At 44.5% G+C, this 25,026-nt stretch carries 19 protein-coding genes and 6 tRNA genes; 7 read left to right on the top strand and 18 right to left on the bottom strand.

Translation table 11 applies throughout. From position 1 onward, the window contains the following. Positions 1–167: 167 nt before the first annotated feature. Complete coding sequence (locus tag EXU30_RS01735) at positions 168–530, bottom strand: winged helix-turn-helix transcriptional regulator (RefSeq protein WP_130597531.1); 363 nt, start codon at positions 528–530, stop codon at positions 168–170. A gap of 170 nt (positions 531–700) precedes the next feature. Here EXU30_RS01735 and EXU30_RS01730 point away from each other — a divergent pair, with 170 nt between their 5' ends. Further along, positions 701–1,288 (top strand): NAD(P)H-dependent oxidoreductase, encoded by a 588-nt coding sequence (locus EXU30_RS01730; protein ID WP_130597530.1) that lies wholly within the window; start codon positions 701–703, stop codon positions 1,286–1,288. Between the two features lie 50 nt (positions 1,289–1,338). Then, positions 1,339–1,743: a GFA family protein gene (locus tag EXU30_RS01725; protein ID WP_130597529.1), complete on the top strand. Its 405-nt coding sequence runs from the start codon at positions 1,339–1,341 to the stop codon at positions 1,741–1,743. Between the two features lie 79 nt (positions 1,744–1,822). On the opposite strand, the gene nth is transcribed toward EXU30_RS01725, so the two are convergent. From nth to EXU30_RS01650, 14 genes are all read right to left on the bottom strand, one after another. Further along, positions 1,823–2,458, bottom strand: a complete 636-nt coding sequence (nth, locus tag EXU30_RS01720) for an endonuclease III (RefSeq protein WP_130597528.1) — start codon at positions 2,456–2,458, stop codon at positions 1,823–1,825. A gap of 345 nt (positions 2,459–2,803) precedes the next feature. Then, a complete protein-coding gene (locus EXU30_RS01710) occupies positions 2,804–3,499 on the bottom strand; it encodes an electron transport complex subunit E (protein WP_130603165.1) in 696 nt (231 codons plus the stop codon). After that, positions 3,492–4,115, bottom strand: a complete 624-nt coding sequence (gene rsxG / locus EXU30_RS01705; RefSeq protein WP_130603167.1) for an electron transport complex subunit RsxG — start codon at positions 4,113–4,115, stop codon at positions 3,492–3,494. Before rsxG ends, EXU30_RS01710 begins: the two co-directional genes overlap by 8 nt. 86 nt (positions 4,116–4,201) lie before the next feature. Continuing rightward, positions 4,202–5,260: an electron transport complex subunit RsxD gene (rsxD, locus tag EXU30_RS01700; protein ID WP_130597527.1), complete on the bottom strand. Its 1,059-nt coding sequence runs from the start codon at positions 5,258–5,260 to the stop codon at positions 4,202–4,204. 2 nt (positions 5,261–5,262) lie between these two features. Continuing rightward, positions 5,263–7,959 carry an electron transport complex subunit RsxC gene (gene rsxC, locus EXU30_RS01695; RefSeq protein WP_130597526.1) on the bottom strand — a complete coding sequence of 899 codons (2,697 nt, stop codon included), beginning with the start codon at positions 7,957–7,959 and terminating at the stop codon, positions 5,263–5,265. Then, a complete protein-coding gene (rsxB, locus tag EXU30_RS01690) occupies positions 7,953–8,537 on the bottom strand; it encodes an electron transport complex subunit RsxB (protein ID WP_130597525.1) in 585 nt (194 codons plus the stop codon). The genes rsxC and rsxB overlap by 7 nt, the downstream gene beginning before the upstream one ends. Then, positions 8,537–9,115: an electron transport complex subunit RsxA gene (rsxA, locus tag EXU30_RS01685; protein WP_130597524.1), complete on the bottom strand. Its 579-nt coding sequence runs from the start codon at positions 9,113–9,115 to the stop codon at positions 8,537–8,539. The genes rsxB and rsxA overlap by 1 nt, the downstream gene beginning before the upstream one ends. Positions 9,116–9,515: 400 nt before the next feature. After that, positions 9,516–11,411 carry an EAL domain-containing protein gene (locus tag EXU30_RS01680; protein ID WP_130597523.1) on the bottom strand — a complete coding sequence of 632 codons (1,896 nt, stop codon included), beginning with the start codon at positions 11,409–11,411 and terminating at the stop codon, positions 9,516–9,518. Positions 11,412–11,800: 389 nt separating this feature from the next. After that, a tRNA-Asn gene (locus EXU30_RS01675) sits at positions 11,801–11,876 on the bottom strand. A 22-nt stretch (positions 11,877–11,898) separates the two neighbouring features. Then, a tRNA-Asn gene (locus EXU30_RS01670) sits at positions 11,899–11,974 on the bottom strand. A gap of 23 nt (positions 11,975–11,997) precedes the next feature. Continuing rightward, positions 11,998–12,073, bottom strand: a tRNA-Asn gene (locus EXU30_RS01665). Positions 12,074–12,095: 22 nt separating this feature from the next. Further along, positions 12,096–12,171: transfer RNA gene (locus EXU30_RS01660), tRNA-Asn, on the bottom strand. A 26-nt stretch (positions 12,172–12,197) separates the two neighbouring features. Continuing rightward, a tRNA-Asn gene (locus EXU30_RS01655) sits at positions 12,198–12,273 on the bottom strand. Positions 12,274–12,304: 31 nt separating this feature from the next. Beyond that, a tRNA-Asn gene (locus EXU30_RS01650) sits at positions 12,305–12,380 on the bottom strand. 1,309 nt (positions 12,381–13,689) lie between these two features. Between EXU30_RS01650 and uvrB the strand changes: the two genes are divergently transcribed. Next, positions 13,690–15,708: an excinuclease ABC subunit UvrB gene (uvrB, locus tag EXU30_RS01645; RefSeq protein WP_130597522.1), complete on the top strand. Its 2,019-nt coding sequence runs from the start codon at positions 13,690–13,692 to the stop codon at positions 15,706–15,708. 123 nt (positions 15,709–15,831) lie between these two features. On the opposite strand, the gene EXU30_RS01640 is transcribed toward uvrB, so the two are convergent. Together EXU30_RS01640 and asnS are read right to left on the bottom strand one after the other, a co-directional pair. Next, positions 15,832–16,755: an energy transducer TonB gene (locus tag EXU30_RS01640; RefSeq protein ID WP_130597521.1), complete on the bottom strand. Its 924-nt coding sequence runs from the start codon at positions 16,753–16,755 to the stop codon at positions 15,832–15,834. A gap of 275 nt (positions 16,756–17,030) precedes the next feature. Beyond that, positions 17,031–18,431, bottom strand: a complete 1,401-nt coding sequence (gene asnS, locus EXU30_RS01635; protein WP_130597520.1) for an asparagine--tRNA ligase — start codon at positions 18,429–18,431, stop codon at positions 17,031–17,033. 274 nt (positions 18,432–18,705) lie between these two features. Here asnS and EXU30_RS01630 point away from each other — a divergent pair, with 274 nt between their 5' ends. Continuing rightward, the gene (locus EXU30_RS01630) at positions 18,706–19,041 is read left to right on the top strand and encodes a hypothetical protein (RefSeq protein WP_130597519.1); all 336 of its coding nucleotides are present in this window, start codon (positions 18,706–18,708) and stop codon (positions 19,039–19,041) included. Between the two features lie 27 nt (positions 19,042–19,068). On the opposite strand, the gene EXU30_RS01625 is transcribed toward EXU30_RS01630, so the two are convergent. Next, positions 19,069–19,644, bottom strand: coding sequence for a CoA pyrophosphatase (locus tag EXU30_RS01625; protein WP_130597518.1), 576 nt, complete (start codon positions 19,642–19,644; stop codon positions 19,069–19,071). Between the two features lie 205 nt (positions 19,645–19,849). On the opposite strand from EXU30_RS01625, the gene EXU30_RS01620 reads away from it, so the two are divergent. From EXU30_RS01620 to EXU30_RS01610, 3 genes are read left to right on the top strand one after another with little or no spacing between them, the layout of a single operon-like run. Beyond that, positions 19,850–20,539 (top strand): TetR/AcrR family transcriptional regulator, encoded by a 690-nt coding sequence (locus EXU30_RS01620; protein ID WP_130597517.1) that lies wholly within the window; start codon positions 19,850–19,852, stop codon positions 20,537–20,539. Further along, positions 20,526–21,863 (top strand): efflux RND transporter periplasmic adaptor subunit, encoded by a 1,338-nt coding sequence (locus EXU30_RS01615; protein ID WP_130597516.1) that lies wholly within the window; start codon positions 20,526–20,528, stop codon positions 21,861–21,863. Before EXU30_RS01620 ends, EXU30_RS01615 begins: the two co-directional genes overlap by 14 nt. Beyond that, complete coding sequence (locus tag EXU30_RS01610) at positions 21,863–24,973, top strand: efflux RND transporter permease subunit (RefSeq protein ID WP_130597515.1); 3,111 nt, start codon at positions 21,863–21,865, stop codon at positions 24,971–24,973. Before EXU30_RS01615 ends, EXU30_RS01610 begins: the two co-directional genes overlap by 1 nt. The last annotated feature ends 53 nt before the right edge of the window (positions 24,974–25,026 follow it).

Below are 25,026 nucleotides of genomic sequence, written 5' to 3'. Positions count from 1 at the left end.
TTTCCCTTATTTCCTTATTTCGTTTTAACCGTCACTAAGCATAAAGCTGCACCGCTTATGGGTGTGTCCCTTTGTTGCTTGCCGCACTTTCTATCTGATTTAGTACTCATACATATCAGAAATGCGCGTATAGTTTGTTCTATCTCGTTTAAACATAAGCAGTTTCATTAGGCTTTAACGTCATATTTCTCAGACCATAACCTTAGATTTTCGAGTATATCCAAGGCGCTGCGGCCGAGTTCTGTTAACTCGTAAGTCACTGCAATAGGGCGTTCTTGCACCACAGTTCGAATAACCATCTTTCGAGACTCAAGTTCTTTTAGTCGCTGGTCGATCATCTTTTTACTCGCGCCGCCCAACATGCGACATAAGTCGTTAAATCTAACCGGTTCATCTTTAAGATGATAAATAATAGAGCCGGTCCATTTTCCGCCGATTATCCTCATACCTCGCTCGATAGCACAAGGCTCAGCGCATGGTTCAATTACTTGCTTTTTGCCTGTTGGCAAGGTTTCTACTTTACTTTTCATAGGAGCTACGTATTTAGTGCTAGGGACTTAAGTTTTGCTAGCAATGCTATTTAAGAACAAGGTATCTGTTTATCTATTTTAGGTTACCAAAAGTTAACTGGTTGAATAATGTATCAAGGTTACTAAAATATACCTTAAGTTTTAATTCTGGTCTAGTTAAGGACAAAATCATGAGTAACGTACTAATCATCAATGCCCACCAAAAATATCCATTTTCAGAAGGTAAGTTGAATCAAACACTGGTTGATAAAGCATCTAAATGGCTGGGCGAAAATGGCCATCAGGTTCGAGTCGTGACCATGAGTGACTCGTTTGATGTTGAACAAGAGATTGCCAATCACCAGTGGGCAGATACGATTATTTTACAGTCGCCTGTTAATTGGATGGGGGTTCCTTGGCTATTTAAAAAATACATGGATGAAGTATATACCGCAGGTATGGCGGGGCAGTTATGTGCAGGGGACGGCCGTACTTCGGCTGAGCCAATTGCAAACTATGGCACTGGAGGTACGTTAACGGGTAAAAACTACATGCTATCGTTAACTTTTAACGCACCAGCTCAAGCATTTGAAGACCCTGCAGAATACCTGTTTGAAGGTAAATCTGTTGATGACTTATTTTTTCCTATGCATATGAATTTCCGCTTCTTTGGGATGCAAGCTTTAACTACCTTTGCTAGCTTTGATGTGATGAAAAACCCGCAAATTGAGCAAGACCTAGCGCGTTTTGAAGCTCACTTAGCTGCGCAGTTTAAATAGACTCACTGCAGGATACTCTTTGAATTGTGTAGACAGACAAAGGAGAGGTTATGACTGATAAACACCATGTTCATTGTGATTGTGGCAAGGTGCAACTTGCTTTGACTGGCTTACCTAAAGTTCATGGTTTTTGCCATTGTGAGGATTGCCGTGAATTACTGCAAGTACCTTATCACTCAGTACTTGCGTGGGAGCCGGAATTTGTTGAATTTACCCAAGGTGAGCAAGAAATAAGAGTATTTCAACACCCTACGAAGCGAATGACACGGGTGTTTTGTGGTCATTGCGGCGATGTTCTATATAACACCAATGCTATGGGCTGGAAGTTAGTATCGCAGCTGATGTTTACAAAGTGTAATGGCAACAAGTTACCCCAAGGTTTCGAGTCTAGCTCGCATTTCTTCTACGACAGACGCATTGTTGATATTGATGATGAGCTGCCAAAGCGGGGCTAAATACTAATAAATGGCGATGACTATTTTCATCGCCATTTTTGTTTGAATAGGGCGTACAGGGTTTAATTTAGATTACTGCTTACTCATCTGTTTTATCTTTAAACTCACATAAGTCTTCAATGATACAGCTACCGCAGCGAGGCTTACGAGCAAGACAAGTGTAACGGCCATGCAGAATAAACCAGTGGTGTACGTCAACTTTGAATTCAGCAGGCGTCACTTTAAGCATCTTTTGTTCAACCTGATCGACATTCTTACCCATGGCAAATTTTGTGCGATTCGCCATACGGAAAATATGGGTGTCGACAGCTATCGTTGGCCAGCCAAAAGCAGTATTTAACACAACATTTGCAGTTTTGCGACCAACGCCAGGCAATGCTTCCAATGCTTCACGGTTTTCAGGCACTTCACCATCATGCAGTTTAAGAAGCATTTCACAGGCTTTAATGACATTAATTGCTTTGTTGTTATATAAGCCGATGGTTTTAATGTATTCCTTTAAGCCTTCAACACCCAAGTCGAATATGGCTTGCGGTGTATTCGCAACAGGGAATAGCTTGTCAGTTGCCTTATTAACACTGACATCAGTCGCTTGCGCTGAAAGTGTCACAGCCACCAATAGCTCAAACGGGCTAGAAAAATTAAGCTCTGTTTCTGGTTTTGGATTGTTATCGCGTAAGCGTGTAAGGATTTCGCGGCGTTTTTGATTATTCATATTGGCTCTACACACAAAAAGCACAGGTCTCGCCAGTGCTTAGGGTTTGTTGATCTTTGCTGATTAGAATTTGTTCGAGTTAAAAGCACTTTAATCAAGACGCGAGCTATGCTGTTTAGTCGACTAAACAAGTGGCTCGCAACGCAGAGAAAAGTGCTTTTAAACGAACCTTTCAGGCAGCGCTTGTTGTCATTTCTACTGCGTTAACAACTTACTCATGTGGAACAACCACACATCAAAGTCGTTGTCTTGTATAAATTTCCAACAAGCAGCAGCAAAAATAATCTTGAAAGGTCAACAGACCCTAATCATTGTTATTATTTGTCTTGAGGTTCACTTAGTGCGCTAACTGACTTTGGTGATCCTCGCGCGCTCGACAGCAGGCGCCGATACTTTAGGTTGCCTTGCTTTAATTTGTTGATCAATCACATTTTTAAGTGCAATGATTAATCCCATGCCGATGAATGCTCCTGGAGGCAGCATCGCCAGTAGAAATGCATTATCGACTTGCCACACTTGGATGGTTAGTACACTTGCCCATTCACCTAACAGCAAATCTGCACCGTCAAACAGTGTGCCTTGACCGAGGATCTCACGTCCAGCGCCTAACACCACTAATACCGCAGCAAAACCAAGACCCATCATTAGACCATCAAACGCTGAGTGGGCGAGGGAGTTGCGCGATGCAAAGGCTTCGGCGCGGCCAATGATCAAACAGTTAGTCACAATCAGTGGTAAGAAAATGCCCAGCGACATATATAAGCCGTAGGCATAGGCGTTGATCAGTAATTGCACGCAAGTTACTAGCGCGGCAATGATCATCACAAATACCGGAATGCGGATTTCTTTTGGTACATAGTCTTGCACCAGCGACACGAGAATATTTGAGCCAACAAGCACTACCAAGGTCGCTAGACCTAAACCAAGGGCGTTGGTGACAGTTGCAGTTACTGCAAGCAGCGGACACAAACCTAAAAGCTGTACGATACCAGGGTTGTTATGCCACAGACCTTGCTTGGCAATTTCTGAATACTTACTCATCATGAGCCTCACAATTAATTGGCGCGCGGTATAACTGGGTACGATTTTGCTCAACAAAACGCATTGCGTTGTTAATTGCTCCTAGATATGCTCTTGGGGTAATGGTCGCGCCAGAGAACTGGTCAATATCGCCGCCATCTTTTTTAACTTTTAATGCTGGCTTAGTATTGTCGTAAATCCAACCGCTAAACTGTAATACCCAACCCGATTTACGCAGTTCAATCTTGTCACCTAACCCTGGGGTTTCCTGATGAGCTAGGGTGCGCACGCCTAGTAAAGTGTTATTGCTGTCAACGCCGATGAGTATCTTAATATCGCCATTGTAACCAGCAGGTGCAATCACCTCTAGCGCCAGAGCAGTCGGCTCTCCATCTATAGTTGCCACATAAGCTGGCATTGGTTGCTCGCTACCTAGTAACTCAGGGTCATGCACCAAAATACAATGCTCGGTTAATGGGTTGTCGTGCATGTTTTCCGGCACCACTTCAGCCAATAACTTGGTAAGTTGCAGTTTTTGTTGTTGCTCAATGGTGTCTTCTGTCATTGCGCTAATAACGGCAACTAGGCCGGTACATAGCAGCGCGAAGATGGCTAAAATGGTGCCATTCTTTACCATAGATTTTTTTGCCATCGATTTGTTGGCAGCAGATTGATTATCTTCAGAACTATTATCTTTAGAACTAGTAGCCACAGTTTTCTCGGTCATAGTGAATTTCCTGTGCGGTGGCCGTATGCTCGTGGGCGAATATAATGGTCAATAAATGGAGCACACATATTGGCAAGCAAGACTGCAAATGCCACGGCGTCAGGGTAGCCGCCAAAGGTGCGGATAACATATATCAATACACCGATCATAGCGCCAAACACTAAGCGACCACGAGGGCTAGTCGCAGCACTGACAGGGTCGGTTGCAATAAAGAATGCTGCCAACATAGTGCCGCCAGAAAATAACTGTAACCAAGGGCTAGCGTGAGTATCTGGGTACAATACAAAGCCAACACCCACGCATAGCATTAGGCTAGATAGTAGTGCTGTTGGAATTTGCCAGCGGATAACTTTTAGCTTTAGTAGCATCAAGCCGCCGAGCAAGTACATTAAATTAACCCAAAACCAACCTTGTCCGACACCAGCATCAAATATGGGTCTTTGTAGGCTTTCATCGGTTGTGAGCCCCATCGCTAGATCGTTTTTTAAGGTATCTAGGGGAGTCGCCATAGCAACCGCATCAACATTTAGCTGGAAGTAATTACCGGCAAACTCTGCTGATTCATAAAAAATAGCCAGCAAACTTGTGAGCATGTCTGCTTGATTAAGCGCAATTGTTTGTGGTGCAACCCATGATGTCATTTGCACTGGGAATGAAATAAGCAGTAAAACATAAGCTGCCATTGCCGGGTTAAACAAGTTATGACCTAAGCCACCATACATGTGTTTAACCATGACTATCGCAAATAAAGTGCCGATAACCACAATCCACCAAGGAGCAAGAGGCGGAATTGCGACTGCTAGTAGGCTTGCGGTCACCAATGCGCTGTTATCTTTTAGTACTGGCAATACGGCGCGGCTGCGCAACTTAACCATTAGCGACTCAGCAATGTAAGCCGTGCTGATTGCCAGCATAAGCTGGATTAAGGTGCCAAAGCCAAAAAAGTAGCTTTGCGCCACTATCCCTGGAATAAGGCATAGTGCAACTTTTAGCATCACCGATGAGGTTAAACTATTGGTGCTGACATGCGGTGATGATGCAATTTTAAATGCCATGATTATTCCTCTTGCTGCTTAGCTAACTTTTTGGCCTTTGCCTTGGCAACGGCAGCAGCAATTCGTGCTTTCTTTTGTTCTTCAGCTGTTAGTGGGGCAGATGTTGGCGTCACAGCTTGAGCTTGTGTATCGCTGCGCTGCGCCTCGTCATCATGTTGATTCTGCTTTGATGCTTCACTTGTTGCCGGTTCATCTGATTGTTTAGTCTCTTTAGCCGCTTTTTTGGCTTTAGCCTTAGCTACTGCGGCGGCAATTCGCGCTTGCTTTTGCTCTGCTGCACTATCTACAGGGGCTGATACAGATGCATCAGCAACAGTATCTTGCTTAGCTTCAGTATCAGCTTCACTAGCACCATCTTCAGCCTGAGAGTCATCGGGCTCGCTGGCTGAGGGTGCTTGTTGAGCCATTTTCTTTGCTTTGGCTTTAGCTACTGCTGCAGCGATACGCGCTTTTTTGTCATCTTGACCGTCGTTATTGGCGGCTAATTCAGCATCAGTGCTCGTCTTCTCTGTTGTCGTCTCTGTAGCTTGCTTGCTGTCTGTCGATTCTGCCGAGTTTTGCGCTGCCTTCTTGGCTTTTGCTTTGGCAACTGCAGCTGCAATACGTGCTTTCTTACTGTCTTGCGCACTTTGGTCATCAGTGGTGTTGCGATCAGTTACGCTTGTATCTGTGCTTTGCTCATCAGACGGCGCGTCAGCGTGAGCCGTTGGTGCGTTATTCGCTTGAGATTGGCCCGCTTGAGCTTCACCTGCTTGAGTTTTAACAGTGAGTTGTGCAGCTTTTTTCGCTTTAGCACGTGCGATAGCTGCGGCCACTCTGGCTTTTTGTGGATCAAGCTCTTCTGAAACCGGCGGACTTGCAGCTTCAGCTTGTTGCTCACTTGCTTTATCAGCTTCTTTGGCTTGCTGTGCTTTCTTGGCTTTGGCGCGAGCAATCGCTGCAGCAACGCGATCTTGCTTTGACTCTAGTTCTTGATTTGCTTGTGCGTCGGACTCTGCGCTTTGAGACGCTTCACCTGTGCCACTTGCTTGCTGAGCAAGTTTGGTTTTTTTCGCCTTAGCTCTGGCGATAGCAGCACTTACCGCTGCTGACTTATTGTCGTTGGCGGAAATGTTAGTCTCTGATGTACTAGTCTCTGCCGCAGACTGCGCTGATTGCTCTGCGGCTTTCTTTTTAGCTGCAATGCGCGCCATCGCCTCGGCTACAGCGTCTTTATCTGAGCCTGACATGGCTTTCTTGCGTTTGTCAGCTGCAGCTTTCGCTTTAGCTTCACGGGCAAGTTTTTCATCTTCTAAGCGTTTCAGCCTGGCTTCAAATCTGTGCTTAGCCGCTTCAGCTTGGCGTTTTTCTTCTGCAGCATTGCGCAGCGCAGATTTGGCAATACGGTAATACTCGACCAGTGGTATATCGCTTGGGCATACGTAGCTACAACAGCCACACTCTATACAATCTTGTAAGTTAAAGCTGGCGGCTTTGTCATACTCTTCAGCTTTTGAATGCCAAAATAGTTGCTGAGGTAGTAGCAGCGCAGGGCAGGCTACAGCGCATTCACCGCAGCGAATACAAGCTTGCTCTGGACTGTCTTGTGCAATTTGATTATTGCTTGGCGCGAGTACGCAGTTTGTCCCTTTAAGTACCGGCACCTGCAATTCGCTGATTGCGTACCCCATCATAGGGCCGCCAATGATTAACTTTTGCTGAGTCTGAGCGCTAAACTGGCATTGCTGCAAGGCATGCTTAATTGGCGTGCCGATAGGAAGCCAGTAGTTGCCTTGATGCGCGACTTGATCGCCAGTTAGTGTCACAACACGCTCAATAAGGGGTTTGCCGTTAAGCACTGCGTCTTGAATGGCAAAAGCAGTACCGACGTTATGTACCACGATGCCTAATTGTGCTGGGATTGCACCACTTGGCACTTCTTGGCCAGTGATGATTTGAATGAGCTGTTTTTCACCGCCAGATGGGTATTTAGTTGGAATAACGGTGACGCGCATCAAACCTTTAGCAATAGGGCATTGAGCAACGGCTTGCTCCATTGCTTGAATTGCTTCTGGCTTGTTGTCTTCTATGGCGATAACAATGCGCTTTGGCGTTAGCAATTTATTGATGACTTCAACGCCAGAGATAATCTCTGCGGCGTGCTCGCGCATAAGGCGATCATCTGAGGTAATAAACGGCTCACATTCCACACCATTGATGATAACTAAATCAATTTCACTGGCTGGGTTGAGCTTAATATGGCTCGGGAACGCCGCGCCGCCCATACCGGCAATACCCGCGTCTTTAACCTTGTCGATAATCGCTTGGTTTGATAGCTCATCAAGCTTGGCAGGTGTTAGCTTCGCCCAGGTATCTTCACCATCAGGCTCAATTACTAGGCTTAATACGGGTAGGCCAGAGGCATGATTGCTTACTCGTGGTTCAATTGCCTTAACTGTACCTGAGGTAGGTGCATGAACTGGCAGGTAACTGAAGCCTTTGCCTTGGGTGAGCATTTGACCTTTTAATACATGGTCACCTTTTTGTGCGGTCAATACCGCTAAATCACCAACCTGAGGAATCGGGACTATGTACTCTGGTGCAAGCGGCAGTCGCGCGATAGGCGTAGTGTTTGACGACTGTTTTAACTCAGGTGGGTGAATGCCACCAGGTGAGTGCCACAGTGTTCCTTTATCTAATTGTTCTAATAAAGTTAGCACCGCTTTTCCTCATACTTCTCGGCCGAAATGACTTCAATGGTTTGCTGATTCAACTTCCAATCCCAGTTTTGTAGGTTGGTTTTTACTGGGATCATGTCGATGCAATCAACCGGGCAGGGCTCAACACATAAATCACAACCCGTGCAATCTTTGGTGATGACAGTGTGCATCAACTTGCCTGAACCTAAAATGGCATCGACAGGACATGCCTGAATACACTTGGTACAGCCAATACACTCGTCTTCACGAATGTAGGCGACTTTTTTGACATTGTCGGCAACCACCTCATCCATTGGTTGTGGGTCAACACCCATTAACTCAGCGAGTTTCTCCATGGTGGCTGTGCCGCCTGGAGGACATTTGTTAATCGCATCGCCGTTGGCTATGGCTTCTGCATAAGGGCGACACCCAGGGTAACCACATTGACCACATTGTGTTTGTGGCAGCAGTGCTTCGGCTTGGTCGATAACAGGGTTGCCCTCAACTTTGAACTTTTCGGCAGCAAAACCGAGCATGATGCCAAATACCAGTGCGACAGCGGTTAATACACCAATGGCAATTAAAATACTTGAAAGCATTACTTCACTAGCCCCGCAAAGCCCATAAAGGCAAGTGACATTAGGCCTGCTGTGATCATCGCAATTGCGCCGCCTTTAAATGGCAGTGGCACATCTGCAGCAGCAAGGCGCTCACGCATGGCTGAAAATAGAATAAGCACTAATGAGAAGCCAGCTGCTGCGCCAAAGCCGTAAACAGCAGATTGCAAGAAGTTATGGTCTTCATTAACGTTAAGTAGTGCTACACCTAACACTGCGCAGTTTGTGGTAATAAGCGGCAAGTAGATACCTAAGGTACGGTGTAGTGATGCACTGGTTTTTTGTACCATCATTTCGGTAAATTGCACCACTACCGCGATGACCAAAATAAAGCTCATGGTTCTTAGGTATTGCAGGTCAAACGGCTGTAATAAGAATTTATTGGTTAAGTAGCTTAAAATTGAGGCGAGGGTAAGCACAAAGGTGGTTGCCATCGACATACCAATCGCGGAGGCAAGCTTGCTTGAAACGCCCATAAACGGGCAAAGTCCGAGAAACTTAACTAATACAAAGTTATTAACCAGTACAGTACCGATTAATAATAAGAGGTATTCGGTCATTATGTTGTTAGATAGCCAAAATCAATCCAGCTATTATCTTAGTTTTAGCGTTAAGAAACAACGGATAAAAAACAAGGTTAAAGCAATATATACCCAAACAACCTCAAGATGCATGTTCAGCGAGAATTGATTGGCTTTCAGGCGCGGCGCTGATTTGATACATAGTTGTTCTACGTTGAAAATCTGCAACAAAGCATGACAGCCAATCAAACTCGCCCTTTGGGAGCCACTCATTAGGTCCATTTCTTTGTTGCAAAGCCTAGAAAGGGAATGCCATTACGTCGACTTTTCGCCTCGAACTGAACCTAATGAGAGGCTCTGAACCCTGTATATTGAAGTTGCTTGGGTATAACTTAACCTTGTTCGAAAATTTACTCTGTAAGGGAAATATCCAGCTGAATCAGCCTTTTTTGACCTTTTCTGGCTGAGCGATGTAGTAGCCTTGCAGACCATCAACAAGTAGCTTTTCAAGAGTGAGTTTCTCATCTTGGCGTTCAACACCACACGCAATTACTTGAATGCTCAATCGTTTAGCAATATCAACAATCATGCGTACGAAAAACTTATTGTTATTGTCTTGCTCAATGGCGTTACTGTAACTGCTATCAAGCTTGATAAAGTCTGGACGAACTTCTCTAAAGAACTTAAATGAAGTAAACCCAAGACCAAAGCGCTCAATGGCGACTTTAGAGCCAACTTTATGCACCTCGTTGACGAAGTTGTGACTGGCTTGCAGATTTGACTGCATGCCAGATTCGTTAATTTCAAATACCAAACGCGATGCTATATTACGCTGACGACCAAGTACGTCTTTCAGCCATAAGCAGAACTGATCTTGCATAGCGGTACTCGCACTAATATTAACGCCGAAAATACCAGACAAACTTGGGTTCTCACTCAGCAGTCTAATGGCATTGGTGACAATCATCTTGTCCAGTTCGAGATTACATGTATGACGCTCAGACATGGCGATAACGGTAGAGGTTGGCAAGTGATCGCCTTCTGCGTTGTAAAAGCGCGCGAGTAGTTCACGATAGATTTCACTGTCGTTATGACAAGGCTGAATCGGCTGTTGGAAAAAGCTCATGCTTTGATTTTGGATAAGCTGAGCAATGGTGGTTTTCCAATGGTCAGTACCTTGCTGTTCATTACCAGTAAACTTCTCTAGTTGATGGTAACGGTTCGGGCCTAATGTTTGCGCAATACTCACAGCTGCATCTGCTAGTGACACTAATTTCGATGGGTCGCATTGGTTCTCATAAGGCACCATACCGGTATGAGCAACAGAGTCCATCGCGGCAGAGCTTGCATATTCATCAAGCTGACCACGCAGATTATCGAGGTATTTCTCACCTTCTTTTAGGGTTAAGCCCTCAAAGAAGATAGCAAAGTCACCACTTGATAAGCGATAGCATTCACTTTTACCGACATTAGCGGCAGCTTTACGCATACAAGTCGCAATTTTTGCAAGGTAATCATCACCGGCAGCGCGGCCATGTAATTGGTTAATATTGGCCAGCTCGGCAGCTTTAGTGATTGCCATGATACCGATTTGTTTATCTTTTGCCTTTTGCACTTTATCTAAATATTTAATAAAGCGGCTACGCGTTGAAAAACCGGTAATTGGGTCTTGGTAGGCAGCTTTTGTTAGCTTGTCGTTTTCAGCATGAACTTTACTCAAGCTGTCTTTCAATTGTGAGCGGCAGCTATCTAACGCATTACCTATAGGGCGAAGTACACCAGGAAAGCGCGAGCGTTCCACAGCCTGGAATGACAGGTTAGGGATGTTACTGATGTATTCTGCAGCGTACTTAATACGGCGCATGTGCACGCGAATCAAAATGGCGAACACCAACATCAAGATGAGGTAACTTAGAATAATAATATGGGCAGCTTGCTCTAGATCGGCAAAACTTGGCGAAATAACACTTGAGGTACTTAAACGCACTTGAATGCGACCATCACCTAGCTCCTCTGCATGACCGAGCTGGATGTCGAACACCTTGCTAGCAAAATCGTCATCAGGACGAGCAAGAGAGCCGAAAGTATAGTTGTAGTCGCTGTCAGTTTTGTGAACATACTGGAAAAACTGAAACGAATATTGCTCAGACAGTTTTTTATACAAGTCTTCGCCATCTCCAACCCAAGGCTTGTATTGCTTAATGTCAGTTTGAAATTGAGCACGCGCGACCTGACCTTGATTTTGTACTTCCATGTTTTCGGTGTGATATATGATGTACAGCATCAAACCAAAAGTGATCAGCAAGGTTAGCTGAAATGATTTTGATATGCCCATAAAGCGTTCGGTTCCTGAAGCATTGGTTAATCGTCAATTATTCGATGAGCTAATGTCATTGTGACTTTTAACTACTATTCACGAGACATCGTTGAAAAATATCAGAAATATTAAACTATATTAGCAGACTTATAGGAAGAATTTCACTAGCACTTATGGTTATAGCAGTTAAAAACAAAACACCGTGTTGCAAACAATTAACTTAGACTATGAATCGTTTTTTAAGACAATATGCCTATAACTCATAACGTAATTTTTTATAAAAATTAGTTAGTTAGAGCGCCTGTTTAGCATTGCCGTGGGTTGAATAAATTCATCGATAGACTAAATAACAGATGGATTTAGCTTACTGCTAGAAGAAAATAAGGAAAATAAACACAGGAAGAGAGTGGCTCCCCAGACTGGACTCGAACCAGTGACATACGGATTAACAGTCCGCCGTTCTACCAACTGAACTACAGGGGAATCGAAGAAATTGAGATTTGATTGGCTCCCCAGACTGGACTCGAACCAGTGACATACGGATTAACAGTCCGCCGTTCTACCAACTGAACTACAGGGGAATTGAATCAAATTGAGATTTAAGTGGCTCCCCAGACTGGACTTGAACCAGTGACATACGGATTAACAGTCCGCCGTTCTACCAACTGAACTACAGGGGAATACTTAAATATCGGATTATGTTGGCTCCCCAGACTGGACTCGAACCAGTGACATACGGATTAACAGTCCGCCGTTCTACCAACTGAACTACAGGGGAATAACATAAACACTTGCTAAATGTATTGGCTCCCCAGACTGGACTCGAACCAGTGACATACGGATTAACAGTCCGCCGTTCTACCAACTGAACTACAGGGGAATAACACATTTATATCACAACACACATTGATTGGCTCCCCAGACTGGACTCGAACCAGTGACATACGGATTAACAGTCCGCCGTTCTACCAACTGAACTACAGGGGAAGCGCTTAGCAATGTATTGCTGAGAACGGAGCGCATAGTAAAACGCTGCAGCCCTTGAGTCAACTCGCATATTAAAAAAAATGAACATCTGCATCTAATTGGTTATGTAATGCGCATCATGTGCGAGATATAAGCGCTAATGCTGTCAGAGCAGGCAGTAGCGCTATGATTTATTTACGAAACTCTTTTTCTCAAACAGCTATTTATTGCATTTATCAACGCATAAGTACGTACAAGTATGTGGATGGGAGGTTAACTTTTAACCTTTTGGCAAAATTCTGTCCGGCAGAGCGTCAAGGTCTGTTTGAATGCGCGGCAACAACATGACTAGTTAAGTTTTAAGGGTTAGTAAGCATGACTTTGATTTTGCCAAGTGGTCGAGAATGGCTGTTAATATTAAAAATAGCAGCTTAGCTAGTAGTGCTTATATATGCCTAAGCTATAGGGGACCAGTTCGCGGCTATTTGTTAAAGAGTTGAGAGCAGCCAAGTAGAGTTTAGGTTTGCTTGTTGGTGCCAAACTAGAGTACTCCAATCTCAGGTCTACTGAACTTTGATCTGTTAACCAAAGAGCTGCACAAAACTAGAATGAGCTGAATAAAATTTTGTTGGTGGGATTGCAATGAATTACTAGGGTTAAATATTAGTAATAGCGCAATTAAAGTTTGTGGATTGTAAGAGCTACTTTCAAATGTAAAAAACTTTCAGTGTGTCATTCATTTGGCAGATATCTTACAAAGGGGCGCTAAAGCACGGCAAAACTGGGTTTAATTGACTTATCCACTATTTCTGTGGATAAGCCTGTGAGTTAAGCCTAAAAATTGGCTGCAAATACCCGTAAAATGGGGCTTGGACTTAAAATGGTCTATTTTTTTAACCATTATTTAAAGCGTTTATTATCAGTGGTTTATAAAAATCAAGCGCTTTTTATGTTTGATGTAGTTAACTACGGGAAAATGTAATCAAAAATAATTCAAAATTGTGCATTAAATTTGCTTTCAGCGTTGATTTTTGCTCGCTTTTTAAGCTTAGGAGAGAACTTTAGCTTAACGTAGATAAGTTTCATATTTCGTTATTCAAACTGTCATAATCTGCCGCTAGGAGATCGCAACAGTCAAATTTCGTCGAATCAAGTGATCGTAAAATGATCAGCTAACCTGGTTGCGTATCCAAGCAATTTTCATCCTATTTAAACTCATTTGGCGTACAAAGTAGCGCATCAAAATTCAGCAGAAAAGCCATGAGTTTGCCATACACCTTAAGCAATATTCGGAGTATGATAATGGGCTGCCATTTATAAGGATTAACACGTGTCAGAATCGATTTTTTCACTTGCTTCCAAATTTGAGCCTGCAGGCGATCAGCCAACCGCGATAAAGCAGCTGGTTGATGGTTTAGAGTCAGGCATTGCGCACCAAACTCTGCTTGGGGTAACTGGCTCTGGTAAAACCTATACGGTTGCTAATGTTATTAAAGAAATGGGGCGTCCGACCATTATTATGGCTCCCAATAAAACCCTGGCAGCTCAGCTATATGGAGAGATGAAAGAGTTCTTCCCTAATAATGCTGTTGAGTATTTTGTTTCTTATTATGACTACTATCAACCAGAAGCCTACGTACCAGCATCAAACACTTTTATTGAGAAAGATGCATCAGTTAACGATCACATTGAGCAAATGCGCCTGTCGGCAACGAAAGCCCTACTGGAGCGTAAAGATGTCGTGTTGATTGCGTCTGTTTCAGCTATCTATGGTCTTGGCGATCCTGACTCTTACATGAAGATGTTATTGCACTTGCGTCAGGGCGACTTTATGGGGCAGCGTGATATTTTAAAGCGCCTGAGTGAAATGCAGTACACCCGCAACGATATTGACCTGCAGCGTGGTACCTACCGTGTACGCGGAGAGGTGATTGATATATTCCCAGCTGATTCAGATAGAGACGCGATTCGCGTTGAGCTTTTTGATGATGAAATTGAAAGATTAAGCGAGTTTGACCCTTTAACTGGGCAAATTACCAAGCGCATAGCTCGCACCACTGTTTACCCGAAAACGCACTATGTGACTCCGCGCGAAAAAATTCTTGCCGCAACCGAAGAGATTAAAGAAGAGCTTCGCGTACGCCGTCAGGAACTACTGGATAATAACAAGCTTATTGAAGCCCAACGCATTACTGAGCGGGTTCAATACGACGTTGAAATGATGGTGGAGCTTGGTTACTGCTCAGGTATTGAGAACTACTCACGCTATCTATCTGGGCGACCAGCGGGCGACGGACCGCCAACCTTACTTGATTACTTGCCAGCTGATGGTTTGCTGATTATCGATGAGTCTCATGTCACTGTGCCACAAATTGGTGCCATGTATAAAGGTGACCGCAGCCGTAAAACCACACTAGTCGAGTATGGTTTTAGGCTGCCATCCGCGCTTGATAACCGCCCGCTCAAGTTTGAAGAGTTCGAAAACTTAATGCCGCAAACGATTTTCGTATCGGCAACACCAAGCAACTATGAACTTGAAAAAAGTGATGATGAAATTGCTGAGCAGGTAGTGCGCCCAACAGGCTTGCTTGACCCAGAGCTTGAGGTGCGCCCGGTGGCAATTCAGGTCGACGACTTGCTGTCTGAGGCCAACAAGCGTATCGCGTTAAATGAAAGGGTGCTGGTCACCACATTAACGAAACGCATGGCAGAGGATTTAACTGAGTACCTTGATGAGCACGGCGTGCGAGTGCGCTACCTTCACTCCGATATTGATACCGTGGAAAGGGTGGAGATCATTCGCGATCTGCGCCTTGGTGAGTTTGACGTGCTGGTCGGTATTAACTTGCTGCGTGAGGGGTTAGACATGCCAGAAGTGTCGCTGGTGTGTATTCTCGATGCTGACAAAGAAGGCTTTTTACGCTCAGAGCGCTCGCTTATTCAGACCATCGGCCGCGCCGCTCGTAACGTCAATGGTAAGGTGATCTTGTACGCTGATACTGTCACAAAATCCATGGACAAGGCGATGAAAGAAACCGAGCGTCGCCGTGCTAAGCAGCATCAGTTTAACCTTGATAATGGCATTGTGCCTAAAGGTGTGGTGAAGAGTATTACCGATGTAATGGACATTGGTGATGCTAGACCAACAGGTAAAGCGAAACGTGGCAAAGGCCTCGCCAAAGTGGCAGAGCCTGAGGTTAACTACGACAGCACCGTTGATATCAATAAGCAGATCCAACAACTCGAAAAACAAATGCTGGAACACGCTAAAAACCTCGAGTTTGAGCAAGCAGCAGCACTACGTGATGAAGTGGCAATGCTTAGAGATAAGATGATTTTGGAAAGTTAGATTTGCTTGGTGTTGGCAATTAAGCTATTGAGTAATAAACGGCTCATACAATATGTGTATGAGCCGTTTTTGGTATATTTAGTTTATATCAGTTTTAATATTCAAAGGCCTGCTGCCTAGGCGCTATTGCGCTTTGATGGTAAATGCGAGCTCTACGGTAAGGTCTTTACTTGCTACCGGATTTCCATTGATGTGCTTTGGTCTATAACGCCATTTTTTTAACGCTTCAATTGCGCTTTGTTCGAATAAACCACTTTCGTCTTGTTCGATAACAACCACGTTTTCGACATTTCCAGATGTGTTTACATTGAAGCTCATCGTTACCCAGCCCTCTATTCCTTGTCTTGCAGCAGATATTGGATAAACAGGCTCTGCACGGTAAATGGATTTTAAGTGGCTATGTTGATTTTGTGCGGCGTCTAATGCGTTAATCGTGTCCAACACCTGTGGGCTTATATTTGAAATCATCATTTCAGCTTTCTTATTCAATAACTTCATCCTTGCATTTGAAGGGGCTATTGATAGTACTTTTCGTGCATAAAGTAGTGTTAAAGACCACTGTTCTAGTTCTGCATGGGACTTCGCCAATTGTGAATCAACTTCAATAGCGGTATCCGTGCAGGTAAACGATTTCCACTCATTATATGCAGTTACAGCGTCCTCATGTTGGTGAGTTTTTGCTAGCAGATCTCCAGAAGTCTTGAGTGCACTCGCATGCATCTTTCCATCGAGCGCATTTAAGTTAATCGCATCAGTAAACTGAATTATGGCTTGCTCATCTTTTCCAAGCTTCGTAAGCATTGTCCCTAGGTAATATCCAATAGTCGCTTTTTCGAAATCATGTTTAGTGTCGATACTTTGTAACGCATTGATAGCTTCCTCTACACGGTGATTTCTTTGTAGATCTATAGCTCTGGTAATTTTTTGTTGAGTTGTAGATGAGAGTATCTTTGATTTACGTTGGTGAGTTGGGCAGTCATCAGCAGCAAGTGCGCTAGATGTGAAAAAAGTCAGTAATGCTAATAAGCCCAGTATGCTTCGATTCATTTATGCTAAGTCCTTTTACGAATGAATTAAATTTACAGCTGGCGCAGAATACCACGTAGTGAGTTTGGTATCACCTGAGTCGTTGGATTAACTAGGAAAATTCACCAAGTGCAGATAGAAAAACTCATTCAGTTTAAGTCAGTTACTTGAAAACCCTTTAATAGATACACAATAAAAAACGCGCCACTTAACAAGTAGGCGCGTTTTGTTATTTCTAGTGTTTTTAGCAATCAGCTAAAACACAAAGCCATTTCAGCTTAAAAAGTCATTCAAGCTTAGAAGTTTGCTGACTTAGGTGCACGTGGGAATGGGATCACGTCACGAATGTTAGCAACGCCAGTCACGTAAGACACTAGACGCTCAAAACCAAGACCGAAACCAGCGTGTGGCACAGTGCCGTAGCGGCGTAAGTCGCGATACCAGTTCATGTGCTCTGGGTCGATGTTCATTGCGCGCATGCGCTCATCTAGCACGTCTAAACGCTCTTCACGTTGTGCGCCACCGATGATTTCACCAATGCCTGGAGCCAGTACGTCCATTGCAGCAACGGTTTTGCCGTCGTCGTTCAAACGCATGTAGAAAGCTTTAATGTCTTTCGGGTAGTTCTTGACAACGACTGGCGCTTTAAAGTGCTCTTCAGCTAGGAAGCGTTCGTGCTCAGACGATAGGTCGATACCCCATTCAACATCAAACTCAAACTTCTTGCCAGATGCTTTTAGAATGTCGATTGCATCAGTGTAATCAACTTGGGCAAAGTCACTGCTTACGAATGCTTCTAAGCGCTCAATAGCAGTTTTCTCAACACGCTTAGCGAAGAATTCTAAGTCATCACGGCGCTCTTCAAGCACAGCATTGAAGCAGTACTTCAGCATTTTTTCAGCAAGCTCAGCAGCATCGTCAAGATCGGCAAATGCAACCTCAGGCTCTACCATCCAAAACTCAGCTAAGTGACGGCTGGTGTTTGAGTTTTCAGCGCGGAAAGTTGGGCCAAAGGTGTAAACCTTAGACAGCGCACAAGCGTAAGCTTCAGCGTTAAGCTGGCCAGAAACCGTTAGGAAGGTTTCTTTACCGAAGAAGTCTTCAGCGAAATCAACATCGCCTTTGTCTGTGCGCGGTAGGTTTTCCATATCCAGCGTTGATACGCGGAACATTTCACCTGCACCTTCTGCATCAGAAGCGGTGATAAGCGGCGCAGATACCCAAACATAACCTTCTTCGTTATAGAAGCGGTGGATAGCTTGCGATAGACAGTTGCGTACACGTGCTACGGCACCAATTAAGTTGGTACGCGGGCGTAGGTGAGCTACTTCACGTAGGTACTCGATTGAGTGACGCTTTGCTGCCATTGGGTAGGTATCAGGATCTTCAACCAAGCCAACAACTTCAACGTTAGTCACTTGCAGCTCAAATGCTTGACCGGCACCTGGAGACTCAACTACTTCACCTGTCATGATCACAGAGCAGCCAGCTGTCAGCTTTAACACTTCGTCATTGTAATTAGACAAGGTATTAGGCACGACGCCCTGAATAGGATCAAAACTTGAACCATCATATACGGCTAAAAATGAGATACCTGCTTTAGAATCTCGACGTGTTCTTACCCAGCCACGTACAGTGACTTGTGTACCAACGGCGTGCTCGCCGTTAAATACAGCTGCGACAGTTGCAATTGTCATTACTGCGCTACTCTCCATCTAACGATTGTAAAAAATATTTGGCGTTTATCTTACCTTTATGGTGGCTTTTCTCAAGCTGAAAACGCTATTCTAGGGTGATAATTGAATGACTTTTTTATTATCTGTAACAAATTTGCTGTTATATCAGCCGAAATCGTTATTTTACCTAAAAGTCTGAATCGCTTTAGCTGATTTTTTAAGCGTGTATCAGTACTTAATCAGAATCTGCCGCAACATACTAGCGGTTGTAACTTTGCAAATTGACAAAGGTGCCATGAAAAGACTTGCCGTTTTCCAAACCATTTTAACCGTGCTCTCGGTGTTATCCTGGAGCATTGCTATTTACGCCTTGATTATTTTTGGTGAAGCAAGACCAGACAAAGCTGTGGGATATTTTCGCAGTAAAGGCGTTGAGGTGCGTTTGCACTGGGACCCAGACTTAACCATTCAGCTCGAATACTTAATATGGGCGTGTGCTGCGATTAGTCTGGTTAATCTGCTGGTAAATTTTTACGCAAAGACTACAACGCGGATCGGCTTTTGGGTCAATATCCCCCTGTTGTTTGTGGTGTCGCTAGCGGCAGGCTTGTATATACGTTACGTGGTGTAGCGAGAACTTTGATCGTTAACTCCAGTTTTAGCTATCGCTGATATGCTGGCACAACATGTTGATTACCGCCGCAGTAATACCCCAAATAAACTTATCTTGATAGGGCATAACATGCACCTTGTGTGTGGTGCCTTTGCGCTGAAAATCAACAGTGTGACGATTATTATTGTCGATGAAATAACTCAGCGGCGCAGTAAAGCAATCTGCTACTTCATTACTATCTATCTTCATGGAAAAAGGTTGTTTAACCATGCCAATAACCGGCGTTACTTCAAAACCTGTCATGGTGTGATGAGATGGAAACGCTCCCAATACTTCAACGTTATCTGCTTTTAAGCCTATCTCTTCATCCGCTTCTCTGAGCGCTGTAGCAACTAGGTTGCTGTCAACCTGTTCAACCTTTCCACCGGGAAAACTGATTTGTCCTGGATGGTGACGAAGGTGCATAGGTCTTTGGGTCAGAATTAGGTTTAGCTGTGACTCAATTTCAATCAATGGAATGAGTACCGCTGCTTGCAATGACTCTCTGCCAGTGAAAATAGACGGAATATCATGGTTGAGTTGATGCAATTTAAACCGCGTGCGAAAGCTATGCCTATCCATATTTTAGTGTTGAATACCTTTTTCTTTGTAAATGTGCTGGTTAAGAGGTGTGCCGTAAACCCAGTATTTTAAGCTATCAGAGTTAGTTTAATTTTGTAATTCCTGATTTAGCGCAAATTCGAGAATTAATCTGCTGCCAATGCGCTTTGCTATCAACTACACTTAATTCCACAGTTGAGGAATTAATCAAAATGACGGCGATTAAATGCAATTAGATGACAAACATCCCCGTAAAGTAGGCAGGCCAACAGGTAAACAAGATAATCGCGACAAGATTATCGCTGCAGCTCGTGAGCTATTTATTGATAAAGAATACAGCAAGGTCACTATGCGTGATATTGCAGAGCTAGCAGGTTCAGATCCTGGGCTTATTCGCTACTATTTTGGCGCGAAAGATGCGTTATTTATCACCATGATAAAAGAGACATCCGCACCTGTACTTGCCCAGATAAAATCAATTAGCGAAGCACCAAAAGTCGGCTCGTTGCATGACTTGATGAACACTTACTATCAGGTAATGGCTAAAAATCCTAAATTTCCACGCTTGATGCACCGCTTACTTAGTATGGCTCATGAGTCGAACGATTTCCCTGAGATAGCAGAGGTAGCAAATAACATAGCAAAGACTCAACGAAACCTGATTTTTGATAGTTTAAAGAAACAAGGTGCACTGCAAGATGACGTTAATGTTCCATCAGCTCAATTAAGCTTTTTCTCGTTAATGGTATTCCCATTTCTAGCGCCAAAAATCATGCTCGACTCGTTGGGGATCCAAATAACGCCAGAGTTTTTAACCGAGCATGCCAAGCAAAATAATCAATTACTCACCCAAGGCTTGTTTAAAGCCCAAGTCAACCCAGATGTAACCAAGGAAACAAGCAATGAACACCAATAAACGATTAATTTTGCCTGGAATTGGCATTGGAGCCGCAGCCTTGGTGTTGTCAGTGGTGTTAAAGCCTGGGCCGGATAAGGTTGATGGCTTTGATAACTCGCGTGTTGTCGAAGTATTTACCCTTGAGCAGGTTGATGTTGCGCCGGTGATAGAAGGCTTTGGCCGCGTGTCGCCAAAACATGTTTGGCAGGCGTTGTCAGAAGTCGGCGGCAAAGTCATTTATCGTCATCCACAGTTAGAAACTGGGCGCACATTGGCAAAAGGCACCAAGCTATTAGAGATTGACCCGCTTGAGTATGAGCTAAACCTTGCTCAGGCCAAAGCGTCACTTAACTCAACTGAGGCGCAGTTAGTAAAACTGGATCAACAACTTGAAAGCCTTAAAACTAACTTTGATATTGAGCAGCAAAAACTTAAGTTAGTCGAGCAAGAGTATCAGCGTAAACAAACACTTAAAAAGCGCAATCTTGTGTCTAGCTCAGAGCTTGAAAGTCAAAAGCAAGCTTTACTGGCGCAGCAAAACGCCTTAGAAAATATTCAAAACTCACTCGATACTTGGCCTGATGACAAAAAAGTCACCGAGGCGCAAAAACAAGTCGACCTTGCCAAGGTGCAAGATGCCGAGCGCCGACTAGCACAAACTCAAGTGGTGCTGCCATTTGATGCGCGTTTGTCAGACGTGAACATCGAGCTGAATCAAGTGGTGAGTATTGGTCAGGTTATGTTGGTTGCCCATCAGCTTGGTAGCTCGGAAATCAAAGCCGAAATGTCACTGCAAAATATGCGCGTGTTGGCAACGTCCCTTGAAGCGGCAATGCCAGAGCATGCACAGCGATTTGCAAAAGCTAGCGACAATGGCGCGATGCCATCAATTGATCGCTTTGAGCTTAATGGCGAAGTGCAATTTCAAGCGGGTAATAATCAGTTTAGTTGGCCAGCTAAGGTCACTCGTGTGGCAGAAACCGTTAATGCTAACCAAGGCACTATTGGTGTGTATTTAGAAGTCGAGCAAGATTACAACAAGCTTAATTTGTTAGAGCGCCCGCCACTAACCAAAGGCATGTTTGTCAAAGCGCGTATTGAAGGCAAAGCCGCTAAGCACTTTAGTGTGCCAGAGCAGGCTATTCACACTAACAACTTGTATGTAATGCAAGCGGATAGCACTTTAAAAATTGTGCCAGTTGAGGTGCTATTTCGTCATGAAGGCGGCGTCGCAGTGCGAGGTGATGTAACGGCGGGTGAACAGTTGGTGGTGAATGACTTAATCCCTGCGATTGAGGGCATGAAGCTACGTGTGGTTGATGCTAACAAGGGGGCTGAATAGTGATTGCGTATGTAACTAGGCATCCAACCCTAGCCAACTTATTGATGATGGCATTTTTACTACTGGGTTTGCTGCATGTAGGCACAATCAAGCGTGAAACCTTCCCTGAGTTTGCACCGCCTTATGTAACAGCTTCTGTAGTTTACCCAGGCGCGTCGCCAGTCGAAGTGGAAGAGAGCATCTGTTTGAGTATGGAAGATGCTGTTGATGGGCTTGCCAATATTGAAGAAGTAACTTGTGACGCCCAAGAAGGCATCGCAACCATGAAGCTTAAGCTAGCTTCCGGTGCCGATATGGGGCGCTTCTTGATTGACGTACAAACTCAAATCAATGCGGTGAAAAACTTCCCTACAGAAATCGAATCACCGATTGTGAAAGAGTTAGATTGGGCTGATCCTGTGGTCGATATCGCATTGGTTGCCGAAACCAGTTGGCCTGATTTAAAGCACTATGCAGAAGATGTAAAGCGCCGCTTAAAGATTGATGCCGGGCTTGATTTAGTCACCATTACTGGCTTTAGCGATCATCAACTGCGCATTGAGCTTAACGAAGTAGACATGCGCCGCTTAGGGCTGTCGGCAGGTGAAATCGCTGACAAAGTGGGCAGGCAAAACGTAAAGCTACCAGCGGGTAACATTGAACTGGCTGACAAAAATCTGCTTATTCGTTTTGATGAGCGCAAGATGACGCCAGGTACTTTAGCCCAGCTGATTGTGGCATCAAATAATGACGGCAGTGTGGTGCGTCTAGGTGATATCGCCACCATCACCGATCGCTTTGAGCTAGATGAAGAGCACGCGTTATTTAATGGCAAACCTGCTGCACTGATTAAAATTCAGAAGAATAAAGCAGAAGATGCGCTGAACGTAAAAGACAAGGTCATCGAGTTTATCGAAAAAGAGCGTCATCTCGCGCCAGATGGTGTCACGCTAACCATGACTAATGACATGTCATCTCTGGTAAAAGATCGCCTCAACATGATGCTAACTAATGGTTGGCAAGGGATTGTATTGGTGTTCTTCAGTATGTGGCTGTTCTTTAGCTTACGTTACTCATTCTGGGTTTCAGCGGGTTTGCCGGTGGCATTCTTAGGTGGCCTGTACCTAATGAGCCTCTTTGGCGTGTCGATCAACATTATGAGCTTGGTTGGTTTGCTTATGGCTATCGGCATCATGATGGATGACGCGATTGTGATTTCAGAATCTATCGCTTCCCATGTTGATCGTGGCCTTGATATCGATACAGCAGTGGTTGAAGGGGTTAAGAAAGTTGCGCCAGGCGTTGCGTCATCCTTTATTACCACAGTGTTGATTTTCAGCTCGCTACTTGGGCTTGATGGTCAAATGGGCGCCGTACTGTCACAAATTCCGATTGTGCTGATCATGGTGTTATCTATCAGCCTGATTGAAGCATTTATCATCTTGCCAAATCACTTACACCATTCGCTAAAGCATCAAAATGATGACGTGGTGCACAACAATGTGTTTGCGCGCTTTAAGCAGCGATTTATGGCAGAGTTTAAGCGTTTTCGTGACACCAAGTTAGTCAATGCTGTTACCTGGGTAGTACGTTGGCGCTATGCCAGTGTCGGCGTCACTTTAGGTATGTTGTTGCTATCGTTTTCATTGCTCACCAGTGGTGCGCTTAAGTTTGTACCATTCCCAGAGCTAGACGGTGATATTGCTGAGGCGCGTGTTTTATTGCCGCCGGGTTCTACCTTGTCGCAAACCCAAGCTATCGTTGACCGCGTGGTTGCAGCAGCAAAAGTCACAGGCGATAAATTTACTGACCAGAATGAAGACAGTCCGCTGATTGAAGACATCACCAGTCAATTTAACTTTAATGCTGATGCAGGCGAGAAAGGTCCACATGTTGCAACGGTGAGGCTAGATTTATTGTCAGCTGAAATTCGCGAAACCAAAATTGATGACTTTATCTACGCGTGGCGCGAGCAAAGCGGTGAAATGGCAATGCCAATTGCCGTGGTATTTAAGCAGCCGTCAATGGGACCAGCTGGTCGTGATATTGAGCTTCGCATTCAAGGTGATGACTTAACCGAGCTGAAAGCTGCGTCTGTGTCGCTGCAATCATACCTAAGCGAGTTTAATGGTATTAACGGCATTATGGATGACATGCGCCCAGGTAAAGAAGAAGTCAAAGTCAGTTTGCGACCCGGCGCGGAAGCGTACGGTATTGATGGGCAAATGGTAGCGTCACAGCTACGCAGCGCCTATTTTGGACAAACCGCTGATGAAATTCAGGTTGGGCCTGAAAACATTGAGATAGACGTGCGCCTTAATCGCGAGCAAGCAGGAGACTTACAGGGTTTAGCTAACTTCCCAATTATCTTAAGTAATGGCGATCAGCTGCCACTATCGTCAGTAGCCTTACTTGAGTATCAACGCTCATACGTGCGTATTCAGCGTATTAACGGCTTGCGGACGGTTACCGTGATGGCAGATGTTGATAACCGTATTGCTAACAGCACAGAGGCCAATGCCAAAATACGCAGTGAATGGGTGCCAATGATCAAACAGCAATACCCTAACATTCGCGTTGATTTTGAAGGCTCAGCTAAAGAAACCTCAAAGACGGGCACGTCATTAATGAATGGCTTTATCGTTGGGTTATTCGGACTGTTTGCTATTTTAAGCTTCCAGTTTAGAAGTTACCTTGAGCCATTTATTGTGATGCTGGCTATACCATTGTCATTGATTGGTGTGTTGTGGGGGCACTTGTTACTGGGGCACAATATGTCGATGCCGTCAGTGATGGGCTTTATCTCATTGGCAGGTATTGTGGTCAATGACTCTATCTTGCTAGTGCAGTACATTCGCCATCATGTCGATGAAGGTGAAGATGTTCATCAAGCGGTGGTGAGTGCCAGTCGCGAGCGTTTTAGAGCCGTGTTCTTAACCTCATTAACCACAGCTGCGGGTTTATTGCCGCTACTGCTCGAAACCAGCTTGCAAGCACAAGTGGTTCAGCCGTTGGTGGTATCCATCGTATTTGGTATTTTCGCCTCGACCATGATGGTGCTATTTATCATCCCTTGCGCTTACGCCATCCTCGCTGACTTTGGTAAAGTGCAAAAGCATGTAGAGATATAACTGACGGCTAGTTAGACTAAAAAATGCCGCTTGGTTTACTGTAGTGGTTGCTG

Source organism: Shewanella maritima, from assembly GCF_004295345.1.
Taxonomy (GTDB): Bacteria; Pseudomonadota; Gammaproteobacteria; order Enterobacterales; family Shewanellaceae; genus Shewanella; species Shewanella maritima.
This window is presented reverse-complemented; position numbering and strand designations above follow the sequence as displayed.